This window comes from Micromonospora sp. NPDC000663, from assembly GCF_042898105.1.
GTDB lineage: Bacteria > Actinomycetota > Actinomycetes > Mycobacteriales > Micromonosporaceae > Micromonospora.
The window spans coordinates 116194-135182 of the sequence record NZ_JBIAYR010000006.1 but is presented as its reverse complement, the minus strand read 5'-3'; the positions used below and the strand labels follow the sequence as shown (position 1 = coordinate 135182).

Below are 18989 nucleotides of genomic sequence, written 5' to 3'. Positions count from 1 at the left end.
AGCAAAGGACGGTGGGCGGACACGACGAAGGGGCACGGCCGCGATGGCCGTGCCCCTTCCTCGTCGGTCAACCGGAAATGGTTACTCCCCCGGCGTCGACTTCGCGATCTGCATCAGGAACTCGATGTTGGTACGGGACTGCTTGAGCCGGTCCAGCAGGAGGTCCATGGCCGCCTGCGAGTCCAGCGAGTGCAGCACCTTGCGGAGCTTGTGGATGATGGCCAGCTCCTCGGGCGCGAGCAGGACCTCTTCCTTACGCGTACCGGACGGGTTGATGTCGATGGCCGGGAAGGTGCGCTTGTCGGCGATCTTCCGGTCCAGCTTCAGCTCCGCGTTACCGGTGCCCTTGAACTCCTCGAAGATGACCGTGTCGGCCATGGACCCGGTCTCCACCAGGGCCGTGGCGATGATGGTCAGCGAGCCGCCGTTCTCGATGTTGCGGGCCGCTCCGAGGAAGCGCTTCGGCGGGTAGAGCGCGGTGGAGTCGATACCACCCGACATGATCCGGCCGCTGGCCGGCGCCGCCAGGTTGTACGACCGACCCAGCCGGGTCACCGAGTCGAGAAGCACGACCACGTCGTGCCCCAGCTCGACCAGGCGCTTCGCCCGCTCGATCGCCAGCTCGGCAACAGTGGTGTGGTCCTGCGGCGGACGGTCGAACGTGGCCGCGATGACCTCGCCCTTGATCGACCGCTGCATGTCGGTGACCTCTTCGGGCCGCTCGTCCACCAGCACCACCATGAGGTGGCACTCCGGGTTGTTGCGGGTGATCGCGTTCGCGATCGCCTGCAGCACCATCGTCTTACCCGCCTTCGGCGGCGACTGGATGAGTGCCCGCTGGCCCTTGCCGATCGGCATGACCAGGTCGATGACCCGAGTGGTCAGGATGTGCGGCTCGGTCTCCAGCCGCAGGCGCTCCTGCGGGTAGAGCGGCGTGAGCTTGTAGAACTCGGGGCGGCGACGCGCCTCCTCCGGCTCCATCCCGTTGATCGTGTCCAACCGCATCAGCGGGTTGTACTTGTCCCGCCGCTGGTCGCCACTGTTGCCACCCTCGCGCGCCGCGCGGACCGCACCGGTGATCGCGTCACCACGGCGCAGGCCGTACTTCTTGATCTGGGACATCGAGACGTACACGTCGTTCGGGCCGGCCAGGTAGCCGGTGGTCCGCACGAAGGCGTAGTTGTCGAGCACGTCGATGATGCCGGCCACCGGGACGAGCACGTCGTCCTCGCCGACCTGGGGCTCACGCCCACCGGTGTCACCACCGGTCTCGGCGCGCTCGCCACGCCCACGGCGACGGTCCCGGAAACGGCTCCGCCGGCCACGCCGACCGCCGCCCTCGCCGTCGTCGTCGTCGCTGTCCCGCTCGGCGCGCTGGCCACGGTCGTTACGGTCGCCCCGGTCGTTGCGCTCGGAACGGTCGCCGCGCTCGGCCCGCTCACCACGGTCGTTGCGCTCGGCCCGCTCACCACGGTCGTTGCGCTCGGACCGCTCACCACGCTCGTTGCGCTCGGAACGGTCGCCGCGCTCGGCCCGCTCACCACGGTCGTTGCGCTCGGAACGCTCGCCACGGTCGGAACGGTCGTTGCGGTCGGCACGCTCGCCGCGCTCGGAACGCTCCGGACGCTCGGCCCGATCCCGGCGGTTCTCGCCCCGATCGGTCCGCTCGCCGGCCTCGGCCTCGTCGGTACGAGCCTCGGAGCTGCGAGCCTCAACACCCCGATCCTCGGAGCTGCGAGCCTCGGAGCTGCGAGCCTCGGAGCTGCGAGCCTCGGAGCTGCGAGCCTCTGCCGTGGCGGTGCGGCTACGACGGGTACGACCCCGGCTCTCAGTCTCGGCCGCCGGCTCGGCGGGCGCCTGGTCGGCGCTGCGCCCTTCGGCTGCCGGCCGGTCGGCGGTCTCCCGCACGTCGGCGCGTACCCCCTCACGGGTCGGAGCGGCCGCAGCCGCGACCTCGGCCCGCGGTCGAGGGGTTCCGGCGGCGTTGCCGCCCTGCCGCTCGGAGATCGCGGCGATCAGCTCGCCCTTGCGCATGCGAGCCGTGCCGGAGATGCCGAGCGACGCGGCCAGGCTCTGCAGCTCTGGCAGCAGCATCGCCGACAGACCGGTGCCGCTACGCCGACGACGGGCGGGAGCGGCGGTGGTGGCATCGCCAGCGACGTTGGAAACATCCGACGTCACGTCGGTGGTGTCGCTCAATGGATTCCTTCCCTCGATAGGCCGGGACTGCCCGGAGTCGGAACTCAGGTGGCCGGGCGGCCTCGGTGCACCCGCCTCGCAAGGACGCGTCGCGGGAGTCTGTGACACAGCAGCCCGGCGGTATCCCGACTCACCAAGGGTCGGTGAGCAGGTCTCGCCGTCTGCGGCGACCTGTGGAAACTGCGGTGCGGCGTGGGCCTTGGCAGGGGTGACGGGCTGACCGCCGAGAGCTTCGGGGGTGCGCCGCCCCGCAGGAGATCGCGTGCTTCGCGGCTGTGCTAGGCCTAGAGCGTAATCAACTCTTCCGACCTGCGGCAACAGGGTCCCGCTCGGCGTGTCCAAGTCTACCCCGGGCAACCCGGGCGCCGCTGCCGTCTATCGGTAACTGCCAGATCTGCCAGTCTGTTCCCGCCGCGAAGCCCGGCGGCGGGTCGGTGAGCGCCAGCACGGTCGGCCCGGCCCCACTGACCACTGCCGCCACACCAACCTCTCGCAACGCGTTGACCAGGGCCGATGTGGCAGGCATCCCGGGTGCCCGGTAGTCCTGGTGGAGCCGGTCGACGGTGGCGGGAAGCAGCAGCGTCGGGTCCGTGGTGAGCGCGTGCACGAGCAGCGCCGCCCGTCCGGCGGTCAACGCCGCGTCGGCGTGCGGCACCGTGGCCGGCAACGCGGCCCGCGCGGCGGCGGTCAGGCCACGCTCGGCCGGCACGAAAACCATCGGTCGTACGTCGGCCGTGACCGGCAGGGACACCGCGCGGGCGCCGGACGGCTCGGACCAGGCCACCGTGAAGCCGCCGAGCAGGCAGGGAGCGACGTTGTCCGGGTGGCCCTCGATCTCGGCCGTCAGGCGCAGCACGCCCGCCGTGTCCATCCGCTGGTCGCCGTCGACGACAAGCGCGCGGGCCAGCAGCACACCCGCGACGATCGCGGCGGACGAGGAGCCCAACCCGCGCGCCTGCGGGACCCGGTTGACGCACTCCACGCTCAGACCGGCGGGCTGCGCGCCGAGCACGTCGAAGGCCGCCCGCATGGCGCGTACCACAAGGTGGCTGTCGTCGTCGGGCAGCTCGTCGGCGCCCTGCCCGGTCACCGCCACCCGGACCCCGGCCGGCGCCACCTCGGCCGCCAGGTCGTCGTACAGCCCGAGGGCGAGGCCCAGCGCGTCGTAGCCCGGGCCCAGGTTGGCACTGGTCGCGGGAACCCGGACGCGGACCGGCCCGGCGGTGAAGTTCGTCGGCACGCGCCCATGCTAGGGGTCGGCACCGACGATCCGGTCCGGTGCCCGCAGCATGGGACCGCCCGGGTCAGCGGGCCGGGTTCGGAACCGGCTCGGTGCTGGGGTCGGTGAGCGACAGCTTGCGGGTGGCGATCCGCCAGCCCACCGCGTAGACGACTGTGACCAGGCCGCACCCGGCCAGCACCACGCGCTCGTCCACCACGTCCACGACCAGGGCCACCGCCAGCTGGCTCACCGAGATGGCAAGCGTCGCAAGCATCATGTCGGTGGCGAAGACGCGACCGCGCAACCGGTCCGGCACCTCGCCCTGGAGGGCGAAGTTCGACATCACCCAGTTGCTGCCGCCCGCGAAGTGCGCCAGGAAGACCAGCAGCAGCACCAACGGGAACCACCTGACCACCGACGCGCCCAGGTAGGACACGCCGTAGAGCGACATGGACAGCGCGAGCCCGGGCAGCAGCCATGACCTGTTGGTCAGCACCCGACGCATCAGGATGGGCCCGACCAGCGCCCCCGCGCCGCGTACCGCGAAGAGCAGGCCGGCGCCCAGCGAACCGACCCCGTACACGCCGGCGAGCAGCGGGAACACGGTGAGCACCCCGTTGCCCAGGCCGACCGCCGACTTCACGGTGACCAACGCCAGCACGCGCGGCCGGTGGCCGATGTAGCCGAGTGCCTCGCGGACCGCCGCCCAGGTCCGCTGGGCCGGGCGGTCGCTGTCGCGGGGCGCCTGCAACGGCCGGCGGATCCGCGTGGCCAGGCCCGCGGCGAGCGCCAGGCCCACCGCCGCCACCCAGAAGCAGGCGTACGGGCCGGTGGCCGAACTGAGCACACCGCCGAGCGAGGCGCCCACCACGGTCATGGTGCCCCAGGCCGAGCCGGCCACGGCATTGCCGGCGGCGAGTTCGTGCGGCTCCAGGACATTGGGCAGGGCGGCCTGGGCGGCCGGCGAGTAGAACGCCTTGGCGACCGCGACGACGCCGATCGCCACGAGCGCCAGCCAGGCGGTGGCCCGGCTCCGTACGCCGAGAAGCAGCAGCACGCCCGCCAGCGAGGCCACGTTCGCGCCGATCATGATCTTCCGGCGGTCGAACCGGTCGGCGATCGTGCCTGTGTACGGCAGTAGCAGCGCCACGATGCCGGTGTCCACGGCGAGCACCAGCGCGCCCCACACGCCGCTGCCGGTCAGCTGCGGCAGCAGCACCAGCAGCGGCACCATGACGAACCAGTCGGCGCCGAAGACCACAAGCTCGGCGAGGAAGAGATTGCGAAAACTCCGATTGCCGGTAAGGACCGAAAGGGTGGACGCCACGGAGCGGCACCCTACCCAATCTGCGTGGGGGTCACACCCGCTCCCAGCAGCGCCGAGACCGTGACGAAGGTGTAACCACGCGCCCGCAGGCCGGTGATCATGTCGGGGAGGCCGCGCAGCGCCACCAGTCGCCGCAGGTCGCCGACGTCGTGCCCGAGCACGATCGTCCCCGGTCGGACACCTGCCACGATCCGTCGGGCGTGGCCGGCCGGGTCGCCCGGGTACTCACGCTCCACCATCTGCAACGACCAGAGCACCAGTCGGTAGTCCAGCCGTGCCGCCGCCTGCAGCACCGCGCCGCCCAGGTGGCCGTAGGGCGGGCGGACCAGCCGGGGCTGGCTCCCGGTCACGTCGGCGATCGCGTCGTGGCTGCGGCGCAGATCGTCGTACACCGCGGCGGTGTCCATCTGGGCCAGGTCCCGGTGCCGCCAGCTGTGGTTGCCCACCTCATGCTCGGCGAGCAGGCCGCGTACGACGTCCCCGTGCCGCCGGACCTGGGCGCCGACCAGGAAGAACGTCGCCGGCACCCGGTGCTCGGCGAGGGTGTCCAGCACCATCGGCGTCCACTGTGGTGCCGGGCCGTCGTCGAAGGTGAGCGCGACCAGCCGCCGCGTCGTCGACACCGACCAGACGACAGGCAGGGCGCCGGAGCCGACGTCCTGCTGGCCGTTGCCGATCGTGGCGCTCGCCGGACCGCCGGCCAGCGGCAGCCGGCGGTGGCTGAACCACGCGTCAAGGGCTCCCGCGCCGGCGATCGCCCCGGTCGTCACCAGGGCACCTCGGCGCAGCAGATCGCGCCGGGACCACCCGTGCGCGCTCTCGGTCATCCGCCCGTCCCGCTCGCCGACACCCCAACACCTACTAGGAGTATGCAATGTGTGACGCAAAGTGCCGCTTCCGTCGTCCCATCGGAGTGTCCGAATGGACGACGGCGAACGCCCCCGGCGGACCGAGCCTGCCGGGGGCGTTCCGTTCGATGTCGTCCGACTACTCGGTCGGCTCCGACGGGGGCAGCGGCGAGGTGCGGCTCCGGGGCAGTCGCAGCACCTCGAACTGGTCCGTGCCGTCCACCAACGCGCCCGACGGGGCCTGGCGTGTCGCCGCCGGCTGCGAACCCTCAGGGGAAGCCGAGCGAGACGTACCGGCCGACGTGGACGCGCCGGTCGGCACCGCCACCCGGTTCGGGCCGTCCGGCTCGGCGGGCGCCGGGGCGGTCGGCTCGGTCGTCGCCGACCCGCCGTTACCCCGACCCCGCCGCTCGCGCAGCGACTCCTTTGTGTGCTCCACCATCGTGTACAGCGTCGGCACCAGGATCAGCGTGAGCAGCGTCGAGCTGAGCAGACCACCGATCACCACGACCGCCAGCGGCTGCGAGATGAACCCGCCCTCGCCGGTCAACCCGAGGGCCATCGGCAGCAGTGCGAAGATCGTCGCCACGGCGGTCATCAGGATCGGACGCAGTCGGCGCCTGCCACCCTCGACCACCGCCTCCCGGACCCCCATGCCCTGGGCGCGGTACTGGTTGATCAGGTCGAGCAGCACGATGGCGTTTGTCACCACGATGCCCACGAGCATCAGCACACCGATCAGCGCCGGTACGCCCAGCGGCGTTCCGGTGACCAGCAGCAGGCCGATCGCGCCGGTCGCCGCGAACGGGATGGAGATCAGCAGGATCAGCGCCTGGGTGAGGCTACGGAACGTGGCCACCATGATCAGGAACACGATCGCGATCGCGGCCAGCACCGCGAGCGCCAGGTCACCGAAGGCGTCCGCCTGGTCGGCGCTGACCCCGCCGATGGTGAAGGTCGCCCCCGGTACGTCGATGCCGTCCAGCCGCTTCTGCAACTCCTGGCTTGTCGCGCCCAGGTTCGAGCCGGTCGCCGTGCCCGTCACCGAGACGCTGGGCTCACCGTCGATCCGGGTGACCTGCTGCGGCCCCTCGGCCTGGGTGATGTCCGCGATGTCGTCCAGCTTCACCGGTCCCACCGGAAGGGCACGCAGCTCCTCCAGCGACACCGGCGGCTTCGCGCTCAACCGCAGAACCACGTCCTGCTGGCGGCCGTCGAGCGCCACCTGGCCCAGCGGCGCGCCACGGAACGCCTGCGACACGAGCTGACCCACGGCGGCCTCGGTGAGCCCGACCCGTCCGGCGGCGACCCGGTCGACGGCGACGTCGACCCGCGGCACCCGCTCGGCCAGGCTCGTCGTCACATCCTCGACGTACGGCACCCCGGCCATGGCCGACCGGGCCGCCTCGGCGGCGCGGGTCAGCACCTCCGGGTCGCTGCCCTGGACGATCACCTCCAGCTGGCTGGTCGAGGCGTCCTGCCCGCCCCCGAAGGTGATCTCCTCCTTGTCGATGCCAAGCTTGTCGAACTCCGCGCGCAGCTTCTCGCGCATCTGCTTGGCATCGGTGTCACCGTCCAGCGCCAGCGACCAGGTCGCGACGTTGTTGCCGCCGCCGCCGAACGGGTTGTCCCCACCACCTGCGCTCACCTGGTACGTCTCGACACCGTCGAGACGCCCGAGCACCGCCTCGACCTTCCTGGCCGCCTCGTCGGTGGCCGCGAGGCCGGTGCCCGCCGGCAGCTCCTGGCGGAAGCTGAGCGTGTCCTGACCGGAGTCGTCCAGGAAGTTGGTCTCCAGCTTCTGTGCCAGTCCGAAGGTGCCGAAGAGCACCAGCAGGCCGAGCCCCACGGTGATCCAGCGGGTCGACCGCTTGCGGGTGGCGAACCCGATCACCGGCAGGTACGCCCGCTGCAACGGGTTGCGCAGCTCCTTCTCCTCTGCGGCGCGCCGCACGGCCTCGTCGTCGGCGGTGCCGCCGCGCGGCTTGAGGAACCAGTACGCGAGGATCGGGATGACGGTCAGCGACACCAGCAGGGACGCGAGCAGGGCCACCGTCACGGTGATCGCGAACGGGGCGAAGAGCTGCCCCACGAACCCGCCGACCAGTGCGATAGGCGCGAACACCGCCACCGTCGTGAGGGTGGACGCGGTCACCGCGCCAGCCACCTCACGGACACCTGTGATGATCGCGTGCTGCTTCTCCTCGCCGTACTCCAGATGCCGTTTGATGTTCTCGAGTACGACGATCGAGTCGTCCACCACCCGGCCCACCGCGATGGTCAACGCGCCGAGGGTGAGCAGGTTGAGCGAGTAGTCACCGATCCACAGGGCGATGAGCGCCACCAGCACGGAGAGCGGGATCGAGACGGCGGTCACCACCGTCGACCGCACCGACAGCAGGAAGACCAGGATGACGATGACCGCCATCAGCAGGCCCAGCAGGCCCTCGGTGGTCAACGACTCGATCGACTTCTCGACGAACGGCGCCTGGTCGAAGACCACTGTCAGCTCCGCGCCGGAGGCGTTCTTGAGGTCGGCCAGCTGGTCCCGGATCTCGTGCGAGATCTCCACCGCGTTGCCGTCCGGCGCCGCGGTGACGGCGATGCCGAGGCTCTCCTTGCCGTTGGTGCGGGTGATCGCGGTGGCCTGCGCGAGCTGCTGCTCGACGGTCGCCACGTCACCGAGGCGGACCGGGGTCGCGCCCGGCGTGATCACGATGCCGCGCAGGTCCTCAAGGGTGGCGACGGGCGTACCTACCTGGACCGGCAGGGCGAGGCCGCTGCCGTCGGTCACCGCACCGGCCGGTACCGACACGCCGTTGGTCTTCAGCGCGGCGCCGATCGCGGTGGGCTGCACCTTCGCCGCGGCCAGCTTGGCCGGGTCGGGGGTGACCACCACGACGTCGTCGCGGGCCCCGGTCACCTCGACGGCGCGAACCCCGTCGATGGCCTCCAGCTCCGGCACCACAGTCGCGCGCAGCTTCTCGGCGAGCGCCCGCTCGTCACCGGTGCCGGCCGCGGCCAGCACCACCGCCGGCAGGTCGTCGGTGCTACCCGCGATGACCTGCGGGTCGACGTTCTCCGGAAGCTGGGAGTCGATCCGGCTCAGCGCGGTCTGCATCTTGTTGACCACGTCGTCCAGGTCGGTGCCGAACTCGTACTCCACCTGGACGGTGGTCGATCCCTCGCGGGAGGTGGAGGTGACCTTGTCCAGCCCGGGGATGCCCTGCAGGGCGTTCTCGATGGGCTCGGTGACCTGCGACTCGACGATCTCGGGTCCGGCACCGGGGTAGGCGGCCACGATGAACGCGGCAGGGAATTCGAGCGACGGCAGCAGTTGCTGCTTCAACGACGGCACGGCGAACGCGCCGAACGCCGTAATCACCACCGCGATGAGGGCCACGAGCCCTCGGTTGGCGAGGCTGAATCTGGCGAGCAGCGACATCGGCCTGGCTCACTCCTGAACGAGAATGCGGGCGGGGATACCCGAAAGTGTGCCCGACTCGCCTACCTCGACCCCGGCCGCCCCCACACCGTTCCGGAGGCCTCCCGCCCGCCGCCGGCGACCACCGCAAGCGGTGGCGCGGTCAGGCCAGGTCGAGGGCGCGGGCCGCCGCCATCGGGTCGTTCGCGATGGTCAGCGGCGATGGCGCGGTGGAAATCGCCCACTCCGGGTCCTTCAGGCCGTGGCCGGTCACCGTGCAGACCACTGTCGAGCCGGACGGCACCATGCCCGCCGCGGCCTGCTGGAGCAGGCCGGCCACGCTTGCCGCGCTGCCCAGCTCGACGAAGACCCCCACCTCGCGGGCGAGCAGACGGTACGTCGACAGGATCTCCCGGTCGGTCACCGCCGCGATCAGCCCGCCGGAGGTGTCCCGCGCGTCCAACGCCCTGGTCCAGCTCGCCGGGTTGCCGATCCGGATGGCGGTGGCGATGGTCGACGGCTCCGGTACGACCTGGCCTGTCACGATCGGCGCGGCACCGGCGGCCTGGAAGCCGTACATCTTCGGTGCGCGGGTGGTGCTGCCGGCGTCGCGCTCCTCCGCGTACCCCATCCAGTAGGCGGAGATGTTGCCGGCGTTGCCGACGGGCAGGCAGTGGATGTCGGGCGCGTCACCGAGCGCCTCGACGATCTCGAAGGCGGCGGTCTTCTGGCCGTGCAGCCGGTCGATGTTCACCGAGTTGACAAGCGCGACCGGGTGGTCCTGGGCGAGCTTGGCGGCGAGCGACAGGCAGTCGTCGAAGTTGCCGCTCACCTGGAGCAGCTTCGCGCCGTGTACGAGTGCCTGGGCCAGCTTGCCCAACGCGATCTTGCCCTGCGGCACCAGCACAGCGCAGGTCAGCCCGGCCCGCGCCGCGTACGCGGCGGCCGAGGCGCTGGTGTTGCCGGTGGAGGCGCAGATGATGGCCTTGTTGCCGGCCTCGACCGCCTTGGAGACGGCGAGGGTCATCCCCCGGTCCTTGAACGAGCCGGTCGGGTTGGCGCCCTCCACCTTGAGGTAGACGTCACAGCCGAGCCGGCTGGAGAGCACGGGTGCCGGCAGCAGCGGGGTGTTCCCCTCGTGCAGCGTGACGACGGGCGTGGCCGCGGTGACCGGCAGCCGATCCCGGTACGCCTCGATCAATCCCCGCCACATGTCGTTCTCCTCGCCTCTACCGCTGTCTCGACCCCAGCACCTGGTCACCCTGGACCACCCTGCCGAATGCTCCGATGGCACACCCCGGGTTACCCACCTGGCGGGACGCGGGAAGCGTCCCATCGATGGTCCAACGAGTCAGGCGCCGCCCTCGACCCGCAGCACGCTCGTCACCGACCGGACAGTATCCAGCCCACGCAGCTCCTCCACGGTCGCGGCGAGCGCGGCGTCCGGTGCTACGTGGGTGACGATGACCAGCTCGGCGTCGCCGCTGCGGCCCGGTGACCCACTCGCCGAGCCCTGCCGCACGGTCGCGATCGACACGTCGTGTCTGGCGAACACGCCCGCCACCGAGGCCAGCACACCGGGACGGTCGGCCACGTCCAGGCTGACGTGGTAGCGGGTCAGCGCCTCGCCCATCGGCCGGACCGCAAGGTCCGCGTACGCGCTCTCGCTTGCCGCGCGGACCCCGGCGAGCCGGTTGCGGGACACCGCGACCACGTCGCCGAGCACCGCGCTGGCGGTGGGAGCGCCACCCGCACCCCGGCCGTAGAACATGAGCTGACCGGCCGCGTCCGCCTCGACGAAGACCGCGTTGAACGCGTCGCCGACGCTTGCCAGCGGGTGGCTGCGCGGGATCATCGCCGGGTGGACCCGGACGCTCACCGTCTCCCGGCCGGTCGGGTCGACACCCCGGGCCGCGATGCACAGCAGCTTGATGGTGCACCCCATCGCGCGGGCGCTCGCCACGTCCGCGGCGGTGACCTCGGTGATGCCCTCACGGTGCACGTCGGCGGCGGCGACCCGGGTGTGGAACGCCAGGGAGGCGAGGATCGCCGCCTTTGCCGCCGCGTCGAAGCCCTCCACGTCGGCCGTCGGGTCGGCCTCCGCGTACCCCAGTTCGGTCGCCTCGTCGAGGGCCTCGGCGAAGCCGGCCCCGGTGGCGTCCATGGCGGAGAGGATGAAGTTGGTGGTGCCGTTGACGATGCCGGTGACCCGGGTGATCCGGTCGCCGTGCAGGGACTCGCGCAACGGGCGCAACAGCGGGATGGCACCGGCCACGGACGCCTCGTAGTAGAGGTCGGCGCCACCCTCGGCGGCCGCGTCGTGCAGCGCCGCGCCGTCCTCGGCGAGCAACGCCTTGTTGGCGGTGACCACGCTCTTGCCGGCGCGAAGCGCCTCGACCAGCCAGCTCCGGGCCGGCTCGATGCCACCGACGACCTCGACCACCACGTCCACGTCGTCGCGCTTGATCAGGCCGAGCGCGTCGGTGGTGAACAGGTCGTCGTCGACCGGCAGGTCACCACGGTCACGGCCGAGCCGGCGGACGGCGATGCCGGCGATCTCCAGCGGGGCGCCGATGCGGGCGGCCAGGTCCGTCGACTGCTCGTGCAGCAGCCGGACCACCTCCTGGCCGACAGTGCCGCAGCCGAGCAGTGCCAAGCGCACAGGTGACGTCATCCAACATCCAATGCGAGCAGGTCCTCTTCGGTCTCCCGCCGGACGATCAGCCGCGCGTGGCCGTCACGTACCGCGACCACCGGTGGCCGAGGCACGTGGTTGTAGTTGCTGGCCATGCTCCGGCAGTACGCGCCGGTGCCGGGCACTGCGACAAAATCTCCGGGCTGCACGTCGGCGGGCAGGAATTCATCCTTCACCACGATGTCCCCGGACTCACAGTGCTTTCCCACCACGCGGGCGAGCAACGGCTGCGCGGTAGACGCCCGGGAGGCCAGTGTCGCCGAGTACGACGCGTCGTACAGCGCGGTACGGATGTTGTCGCTCATCCCCCCGTCGACGCTGACGTACGTCCGGATGCCGTCGAGGTCCTTGACCGTGCCGACCTCGTAGAGGGTGAACACGGCCGGCCCGACGATGGCCCGACCCGGCTCGATCGACAGGTGCGGCACGGCCAGGTTCTCCGCCGCGCACTCCGAGTCGACGATCTTGCGCAGTCGCTTGGCCAGGTCCTGCGGGGTCGCCGGGTCGTCCTGGGTGGTGTACGCGATGCCGAAGCCGCCGCCCAGGTCCAGCTCGGGCAGCTCCACCCCGCGCGCGTCGCGGATCTGCGCCTGGAGGGCGAGCACCCTGCGGGCGGAGACCTCGAAGCCGCTGGCGTCGAAGATCTGCGAGCCGATGTGCGAGTGCAGACCGCGCAGCTCCAGGACGCCCTCGTCGAGGATCTTGAAGGCGGCGTTCGCGGCGGCGCCGCCGGCCAGCGAGAAGCCGAACTTCTGGTCCTCGTGGGCGGTGGCGATGAACTCGTGGGTGTGCGCCTCGACGCCGACCGTGACCCGGACCAGCACGCGGGGCCGGACCCCACGCTCGCGGGCCAGCGCGGTGAGCCTGTCGATCTCGGTGAACGAGTCGACGATGATCCGGCCCACCCCAACGTCCAGCGCCCGGGACAGCTCGGCGACCGACTTGTTGTTGCCGTGGAAGCCGATCCGCTCCGGCGGCATCCCCGCCGACAGCGCGGTGGCCAGCTCACCTCCGGTGCAGACGTCCAGGTGCAGGCCCTCCTCGGCGATCATGCGGACCACGGCGCGGCAGAGGAACGCCTTGCCGGCGTAGTAGACGTCCTCGGTCGGGAAGGCCGCCCGGAAGTCGCGGCAGCGCGAGCGCAGGTCGGCCTCGTCCAGGACGTACACAGGAGTGCCGAACTCGGCCGCGATGTCGCGGACGCTCAGGCCCGCGACGGCGACCGCGCCGTCGGCGCCGCGCGTCACGCTGCGCGGCCACAGCGCAGGCACGAGTGCGTTGACGTCGGCGGGGGTACGCAGCCAGGCCGGCCCCTGGTTGCTGATGTCCGCGTGCAGCGCACCAGCCTCGTGAGCCCTCATCACCTGTCTCCGCTTCGCGACTGCCGGGCTCGCAAGCTCACTCCTCGCGCTCGCACGCGATCACATCCTCTCGGGTGCGGAGACGCCGAGCAGGTGCAGACCGTTGGCGATCACCGTGCGGGTGGCGTTGTTGAGCCAGAGCCGGGCGCGGTGCAGGTCGGTGACCTCCTCGTCGCCCAGCGGCAGCACCCGGCAGTTGTCGTAGAACCTGTGGAAGGACGCCGCGACGCTCTCCTCCAGGTAGCGGGCCACCCGGTGCGGCTCGCGCAGCTCGGCGGCCGTGGCCACCACCGCCGGGAACTCGGCGAGCGCCTTGAGCAGCTCGTTCTCCTTCTCGTGCTCGAGCAGCTCGGGGCGGAACGCGTCGGCGTCGCCCGGCACGAGCCCCACCTCGGCGGCGTTACGGGCCACGCCCGCCGTCCGGGCGGCCACGTACTGCACGTAGTAGACCGGGTTGTCGCGGGTCGCCCGGGTCCACAACTCGATGTCGATGTCGATGGGCGAGTCGCTGGAGTAGCGAGCCAGCGCGTACCGGGAGGCGTCCACGCCGATCGCGTCGACCAGGTCCTCCAGGGTGATCACGGTGCCGGCCCGCTTGCTCATCCGCATCGGGGCGCCGTCGCGCACCAGGTTGACCAGCTGGCCGATGAGGATCTCCAGGTTGCGCTCCGGGTCGTCACCGAAGCAGGCGGCCATCGCCTTCATCCGGCCGATGTAGCCGTGGTGGTCGGCGCCCAACATGATCACGACCCGCTCGAATCCGCGCTCGCGCTTGTCCAGGTAGTAGGCGCAGTCCGCGGCGAAGTACGTCCACTCGCCGTTGGACTTGCGCAGCACCCGGTCCTTGTCGTCACCGAAGTCGGTGGTCCGCAGCCAGGTGGCACCCTCGGACTCGTAGAGGTGCCCCTGCTGGCGCAGCCGGGCCAGGGCGAGGTCCAACTCGCCGCGGTCGTGCAGGTCCTTCTCGTTGAAGTAGGTGTCGAACTCCACACCGAAGTCGCGCAGCGAGGAGCGGATCTCGTCGAACATCAGCGCGACGCCCTCGACCCGGAACACCTCCTGGGCGGCGGCCTCGTCCAGGGTCAGCACGTCGGGCCGGCGGGCCTGCACCTCGGCCGCGATCTCGGCGATGTACGCACCGCCGTAGCCGTCCTCCGGCGCCGGCTCACCCTTGGCGGCGGCGAGCAGCGAGCGGGCGAACCTGTCGATCTGCGAACCGGCGTCGTTGAAGTAGTACTCCGTGCCGACCTGCGCGCCGGTGGCCCGCAGCAGCCGGCTCAGCGCGTCGCCGACGGCCGCCCAGCGGACCCCGCCGATGTGCACCGGGCCGGTCGGGTTCGCCGAGACGAACTCCAGATTGATCTTCTCCCCGGCGAGCCGGTCACTGCGGCCGTACTCGGCGCCGGCCTCGACGATCACCCGGGCGAGCTGGCCGGCGGCGGCGGCGTCGAGCCGGATGTTCAGGAAACCCGGGCCGGCGATTTCCACCGATTTGACGCCCGCCGCCCGGCTCAGCTCGTCGGCCAGCGCGGTCGCCAGCTCGCGCGGCGGGACCCCCACCTTCTTGCTCAACTGCAGAGCGAGCGTGGACGCGTAGTCGCCGTGCTCGGGGTTGCGCGGCCGCTCCACCACGGTGCGCTCCGGCAGCGCCGCGCGGTCCAGGCCACGCTGCTCGAAGACGGCGTGGGCGGCGGCAAGGACGACCGAGGCGAGTTCTGCAGGAGTCACCCAACCATGTTATCGGGGGTAGACTCGGCCACTCGGCGGCTACCCTGCGCGTCAACCGGCCCGCCATCTCCCCTGACCGACCGACTTGACGAGGCACGATGAGCATCAGCACCCCGGGCGGCCCTGAGCGCCGCCCGACCGTGGTCAGCACCGGCAAGAAGCCGGCCGCGGGCCGGCCGGCGTCCGGCGCCAAGGCCGCCTCCGGCAAGCCGGCGGGTAAGCCGGCGGGCACGCCCCGGGCAGGTGGCAAGGGCCCCCGCAAGCCGGTCACCCCGGTCAAGGTGAGCCAGGGCCGGGCCTGGGGCCCGATCGCGCTCTTCGTGGCCGTCGGCGTGCTCGCGGCCGGCATCATCGGGTACGGCGCCTGGGCGTCGTTCCAGGGCTCCAAGCCGTGGGACAAGCGGGCCAACGCCATCGAGGGCATCGTCAACATCCGCAAGTCGGACCCGGACAGCCTGAAGTACGAGTCGCACAAGTCCGGCCCGCTGACCTGGAACTACTCGCCGCCGGTGGGCGGGGTGCACAACGCCTCCTGGCAGAACTGCATGGGTGACGTGTACGACGCCCCGATCGCCAACGAGCACGCGGTGCACAGCCTGGAGCACGGCGCGGTGTGGATCACGTACCGCCCGGACCTGCCGAAGGACCAGGTCGACAAGCTCGCCGGCAAGGTGCGCGGCGTCGAGAAGATGCTGATGAGCCCGTTCGAGGGCCTCGACAAGCCGATCTCGCTCCAGGCCTGGGGCTACCAGCTCAAGGTCGACAACGCCGACGACAAGCGGATCGACGACTTCATCAAGGACCTGCGGGTGAACGCCTCGGTCGAGGGTCCGACGGCCCTGTGCAACCAGGGCGTGACCGCCACCGGCACCACGCCGCGCGACCTTCAGCCGCAGCAGCCGACCCAGCAGTAAGGACCGCCATGACTGCCCCCGCCGCCACCGACAGCGAGAACGACGAGGTCGAGGCCGCCCCACAGGAGGGCGGGCGGGCCCCGGCGCGACGCTACGGCGTGCCCGCGCTGGCCGCCCTGCTGGTGGTGGGGCTGCTTCTCGGGTACGCCGGGGGTCTGCTCACCCCTCGGCTCACCCGACCAGGTGACACCTCGGTCGAGGCGGGCTTCGCACGGGACATGACGACGCACCACGCCCAGGCGGTGGAGATGAGCCTCATCGCATACCGGTCGGCGACCCTGCCCGAGGTGCGCCAGATCGCCGTCGACATCGCCACCGGGCAGCAGGGGGAGATCGGCGCCATGCAGACCTGGCTGCGCGAGTGGGGCCTCAGCCCCACCGCGTCGCAGCCGCCGATGTCGTGGATGTCCGACGGAGCCACGGTCAAGAACGGGCTGATGCCCGGCATGGCCACCCCGCAGCAGATGACCGCCCTGCGCGACGCCAAGGGCATCGAGGTGGACCGCCAGTTCCTCGCCCTGATGTACGACCACCACCTGGGCGGCATCCACATGATCGACGCCGCACTCGACGGGACCGACAACGACGAGGTGGTGCGGGTGGCGCAGACCATGAAGTCCACCCAGCAGACCGAACTGAACAACCTGCGGCAACTCCAGGCGCAGGCCAAGGGCTGACTCACTCCCACACGGGCACACCGGGCCCGCGTCACCGCCACACCGGCGGGGCGCGGGCCCGGATCGTCTTCGTGCCGGCCAGGCGCACCCGCCCCCATCAGGTCGAACCCTCCCGCCGGACGGACACTCGTCCCTTGTGGGTGTTTTGCGCGGTCCAGGCGATTACGTTGCTTAGAGAGTTTTCTCCCCACATATCGTGACCAGTTGCGATTCGGGCTCGTTGCCCAAGACGTGGGGGTTGCACTCAGAGACGCACGGCGCTCGGTCACCAGTTGGTGCCGACGCCACACCATCGGCGGTGACGGGGCGGTGGCAGCCGTCCGTCGCGGACAGCGGCAGGGCGAGCCGGGAATGCTCAGCCGCGAACAGGAACTCGAACTGATCGACGCACTGCGGGGCGTCCACCCCGACGAGTTCGGCCTGGACGAGGAGTTGTGGACGCGGCAGAGCCTCACCACGCTCATCCAGCGCCGCTTCGACCTGCCGCTGGACGCGGGCGCGGTCGGGGCGTACCTGCGGGCCTGGGGGTTGGGTCCGCGTGAGCCCCGCGAACGGGCCTGCGGGCTCTGCGTCAGCGCGGTCGAGCGGTGGGTACGCAGCGAGTATCCGGCGATCACCCGGGCCGCCCAGGAGCACCTCGCCGAGGTCTACTGGATCGGGCGGGTACGACTACGCGGGACCATGCCGGCGGCCGACGTGATCTCCGCCGTGTCGTCCCGCGGCCGGGTGCGCTTCATGATCACCACGCCGACCGTGGACCCGCCGCTCCCCCGCGACTTCGTGCTGCGACTCAGCGGCGAGGAAGAGCGCACGGTGCACCTGATCGTGGACGGCTCCTGGCCGCGCAACGAGTGGCCGCGCCGGCTCCCACGACGGATCGTCCTGCACCCGCTGCCCAGCTGCGGCCGGGTGATCGCCGCCGCCTGACCGGGCCCAGCGACACGATCGGGGCACCGATACCGATTCGGTGTTCCAGGAGGAGGTTTGCTAGTCTTCTCCAGTCGCTGAGCCCCCGTAGCTCAGGGGATAGAGCACCGCCCTCCGGAGGCGGGGGCGCAGGTTCGAATCCTGCCGGGGGCACCAGACACGATCGGCACGACAGAGGCCTCTGACCGGGAACACCGGTCAGGGGCCTTGTTCGTGCGCGCGTCCACTTCCCCGGATCTGTAAACAACCCTTGCTAATAGCCGTCACGAACGTCAATATGTGGAGGTCGCGGGACGTCGAAGCCTGGGGAGTGAGCCATGAGAAGCCGTCGGATCTTCGCAATGGTGGCCGGGGCGGCGATGACCGTCGCGGCCGCCGTCGCCTTCGTCCCCAGCAGCATGGCCGCCGTGTCCTCGGCGGACGCCGCCCCGATGGTCGCCTGCACGGCGCCGGGTTGGGCCGAGGGCACCACCTACCAGGCGGGCACCCAGGTCACCTACGGCGGCCGGCTCTACCAGGCCCTGGTCACCCACACCGCCCACCCCGGCGCCGGCTGGAACCCGGCCTCGACCCCGTCGCTGTGGCGTGACCTGGGCGCATGCTCCGGCAGCACCCCACCGCCCACCACCCCACCGCCGCCGACCACGCCGCCACCCACCACCCCACCGCCGACCACTCCCCCGCCCACCACGCCCCCGCCGACCGGCGGGACCTGCGCGGTGAAGTCGCGACCGACCGGCAAGGTGCTCCAGGGCTACTGGGAGAACTGGGACGGCGCCTCCAACGGCGTACACCCCGGCCTCGGCTGGATCCCGATCACCGACAGCCGGCTCGGCCAGCACGGCTACAACGTGATCAACGCGGCCTTCCCGGTGATCCGCTCGGACGGCACGGTGCTCTGGGAGAACGGCATGGACGCCGGCGTCAAGGTGGCCACCCCGGCCGAGATGTGCCAGGCCAAGGCGGCAGGCGCCACCATCCTGATGTCGATAGGCGGGGCCGCCGCGGGCATCGACCTCAGTTCCAGCGCGGTAGCCGACCGGTTCATCGCCACGATCGTGCCGATCCTGACCACCTACCACTTCGACGGCATCGACATCGACATCGAGACCGGCCTGACCGGCAGCGGCAACATCAACACCCTGTCCACGTCACAGGCCAACCTGATCCGGATCATCGACGGGGTGCTGGCCCGGATGCCCTCGAACTTCGGCCTGACCATGGCGCCGGAGACGGCCTACGTCACAGGCGGCAGCGTCGTCTACGGCTCGATCTGGGGGTCGTACCTGCCGATCATCAAGAAGTACGTGGACAACGGCCGGCTGTGGTGGCTGAACATGCAGTACTACAACGGCAGCATGTACGGCTGCGCCGGCGACTCGTACCCCGCCGGCACGGTGCAGGGCTTCACTGTGCAGACGCAGTGCCTGAACAACGGCCTGACCATCCAGGGCACCACCATCCGGGTGCCGTACGACAAGCAGGTCCCGGGCCTGCCCGCGCAGATCGGCGCGGGCGGCGGCTACCTGTCGACGTCGCTTGTCACGCAGGCGTGGAACTCCGTACCCGGCCTCAAGGGTCTGATGACCTGGTCGGCGAACTGGGACGGGTCGAAGGGCTGGACGTTCGGCGACAACGTGAAGCGCCTACAGGGGCGCTGACCGGGT

General features: G+C 71.2%; 12 protein-coding genes, 1 tRNA gene and 1 pseudogene. 5 read left to right on the top strand and 9 right to left on the bottom strand.

Annotated elements, in window-relative coordinates; all coding sequences use genetic code 11:
- Positions 1 to 81: 81 nt before the first annotated feature.
- The 9 genes and pseudogenes from rho to argS all read right to left on the bottom strand — a co-directional run bounded on the left by rho (position 82) and on the right by argS (position 14804).
- Positions 82 to 2199 (bottom strand): transcription termination factor Rho, encoded by a 2118-nt coding sequence (gene rho / locus ACFY1S_RS21180; RefSeq protein WP_387120602.1) that lies wholly within the window; start codon positions 2197 to 2199, stop codon positions 82 to 84.
- 295 nt (positions 2200 to 2494) lie between these two features.
- Entirely contained in the window at positions 2495 to 3439 is a 945-nt protein-coding gene (gene thrB, locus ACFY1S_RS21175) for a homoserine kinase (protein WP_387120599.1), read from the bottom strand.
- 64 nt (positions 3440 to 3503) lie between these two features.
- Positions 3504 to 4748 carry an MFS transporter gene (locus ACFY1S_RS21170; protein WP_387120595.1) on the bottom strand — a complete coding sequence of 415 codons (1245 nt, stop codon included), beginning with the start codon at positions 4746 to 4748 and terminating at the stop codon, positions 3504 to 3506.
- A gap of 11 nt (positions 4749 to 4759) precedes the next feature.
- Positions 4760 to 5575, bottom strand: a complete 816-nt coding sequence (locus tag ACFY1S_RS21165; protein ID WP_387120592.1) for a polysaccharide deacetylase family protein — start codon at positions 5573 to 5575, stop codon at positions 4760 to 4762.
- Positions 5576 to 5935: 360 nt separating this feature from the next.
- Positions 5936 to 9041, bottom strand: a pseudogene (locus tag ACFY1S_RS21160) (efflux RND transporter permease subunit); the annotation flags it as partial.
- A 142-nt stretch (positions 9042 to 9183) separates the two neighbouring features.
- Positions 9184 to 10233 carry a threonine synthase gene (gene thrC / locus ACFY1S_RS21155; RefSeq protein ID WP_387120589.1) on the bottom strand — a complete coding sequence of 350 codons (1050 nt, stop codon included), beginning with the start codon at positions 10231 to 10233 and terminating at the stop codon, positions 9184 to 9186.
- A 138-nt stretch (positions 10234 to 10371) separates the two neighbouring features.
- Positions 10372 to 11682: a homoserine dehydrogenase gene (locus ACFY1S_RS21150; protein WP_387121095.1), complete on the bottom strand. Its 1311-nt coding sequence runs from the start codon at positions 11680 to 11682 to the stop codon at positions 10372 to 10374.
- A gap of 8 nt (positions 11683 to 11690) precedes the next feature.
- The gene (lysA, locus tag ACFY1S_RS21145) at positions 11691 to 13076 is read right to left on the bottom strand and encodes a diaminopimelate decarboxylase (protein WP_387120586.1); all 1386 of its coding nucleotides are present in this window, start codon (positions 13074 to 13076) and stop codon (positions 11691 to 11693) included.
- Positions 13077 to 13136: 60 nt separating this feature from the next.
- The gene (gene argS / locus ACFY1S_RS21140; RefSeq protein WP_387120583.1) at positions 13137 to 14804 is read right to left on the bottom strand and encodes an arginine--tRNA ligase; all 1668 of its coding nucleotides are present in this window, start codon (positions 14802 to 14804) and stop codon (positions 13137 to 13139) included.
- Positions 14805 to 14902: 98 nt separating this feature from the next.
- Here argS and ACFY1S_RS21135 point away from each other — a divergent pair, with 98 nt between their 5' ends.
- From ACFY1S_RS21135 to ACFY1S_RS21115, 5 genes are all read left to right on the top strand, one after another.
- Entirely contained in the window at positions 14903 to 15718 is an 816-nt protein-coding gene (locus ACFY1S_RS21135) for a DUF3105 domain-containing protein (RefSeq protein WP_387120580.1), read from the top strand.
- Positions 15719 to 15726: 8 nt separating this feature from the next.
- Entirely contained in the window at positions 15727 to 16395 is a 669-nt protein-coding gene (locus tag ACFY1S_RS21130; RefSeq protein WP_387120577.1) for a DUF305 domain-containing protein, read from the top strand.
- Between the two features lie 231 nt (positions 16396 to 16626).
- On the top strand, positions 16627 to 17322 hold the full coding sequence (locus ACFY1S_RS21125; RefSeq protein WP_387120574.1) for a winged helix-turn-helix domain-containing protein: 696 nt from the start codon (positions 16627 to 16629) through the stop codon (positions 17320 to 17322).
- Between the two features lie 81 nt (positions 17323 to 17403).
- A tRNA-Arg gene (locus tag ACFY1S_RS21120) sits at positions 17404 to 17478 on the top strand.
- Positions 17479 to 17639: 161 nt separating this feature from the next.
- Positions 17640 to 18983, top strand: coding sequence for a carbohydrate-binding protein (locus ACFY1S_RS21115; protein WP_387120571.1), 1344 nt, complete (start codon positions 17640 to 17642; stop codon positions 18981 to 18983).
- Positions 18984 to 18989 lie beyond the last annotated feature (6 nt).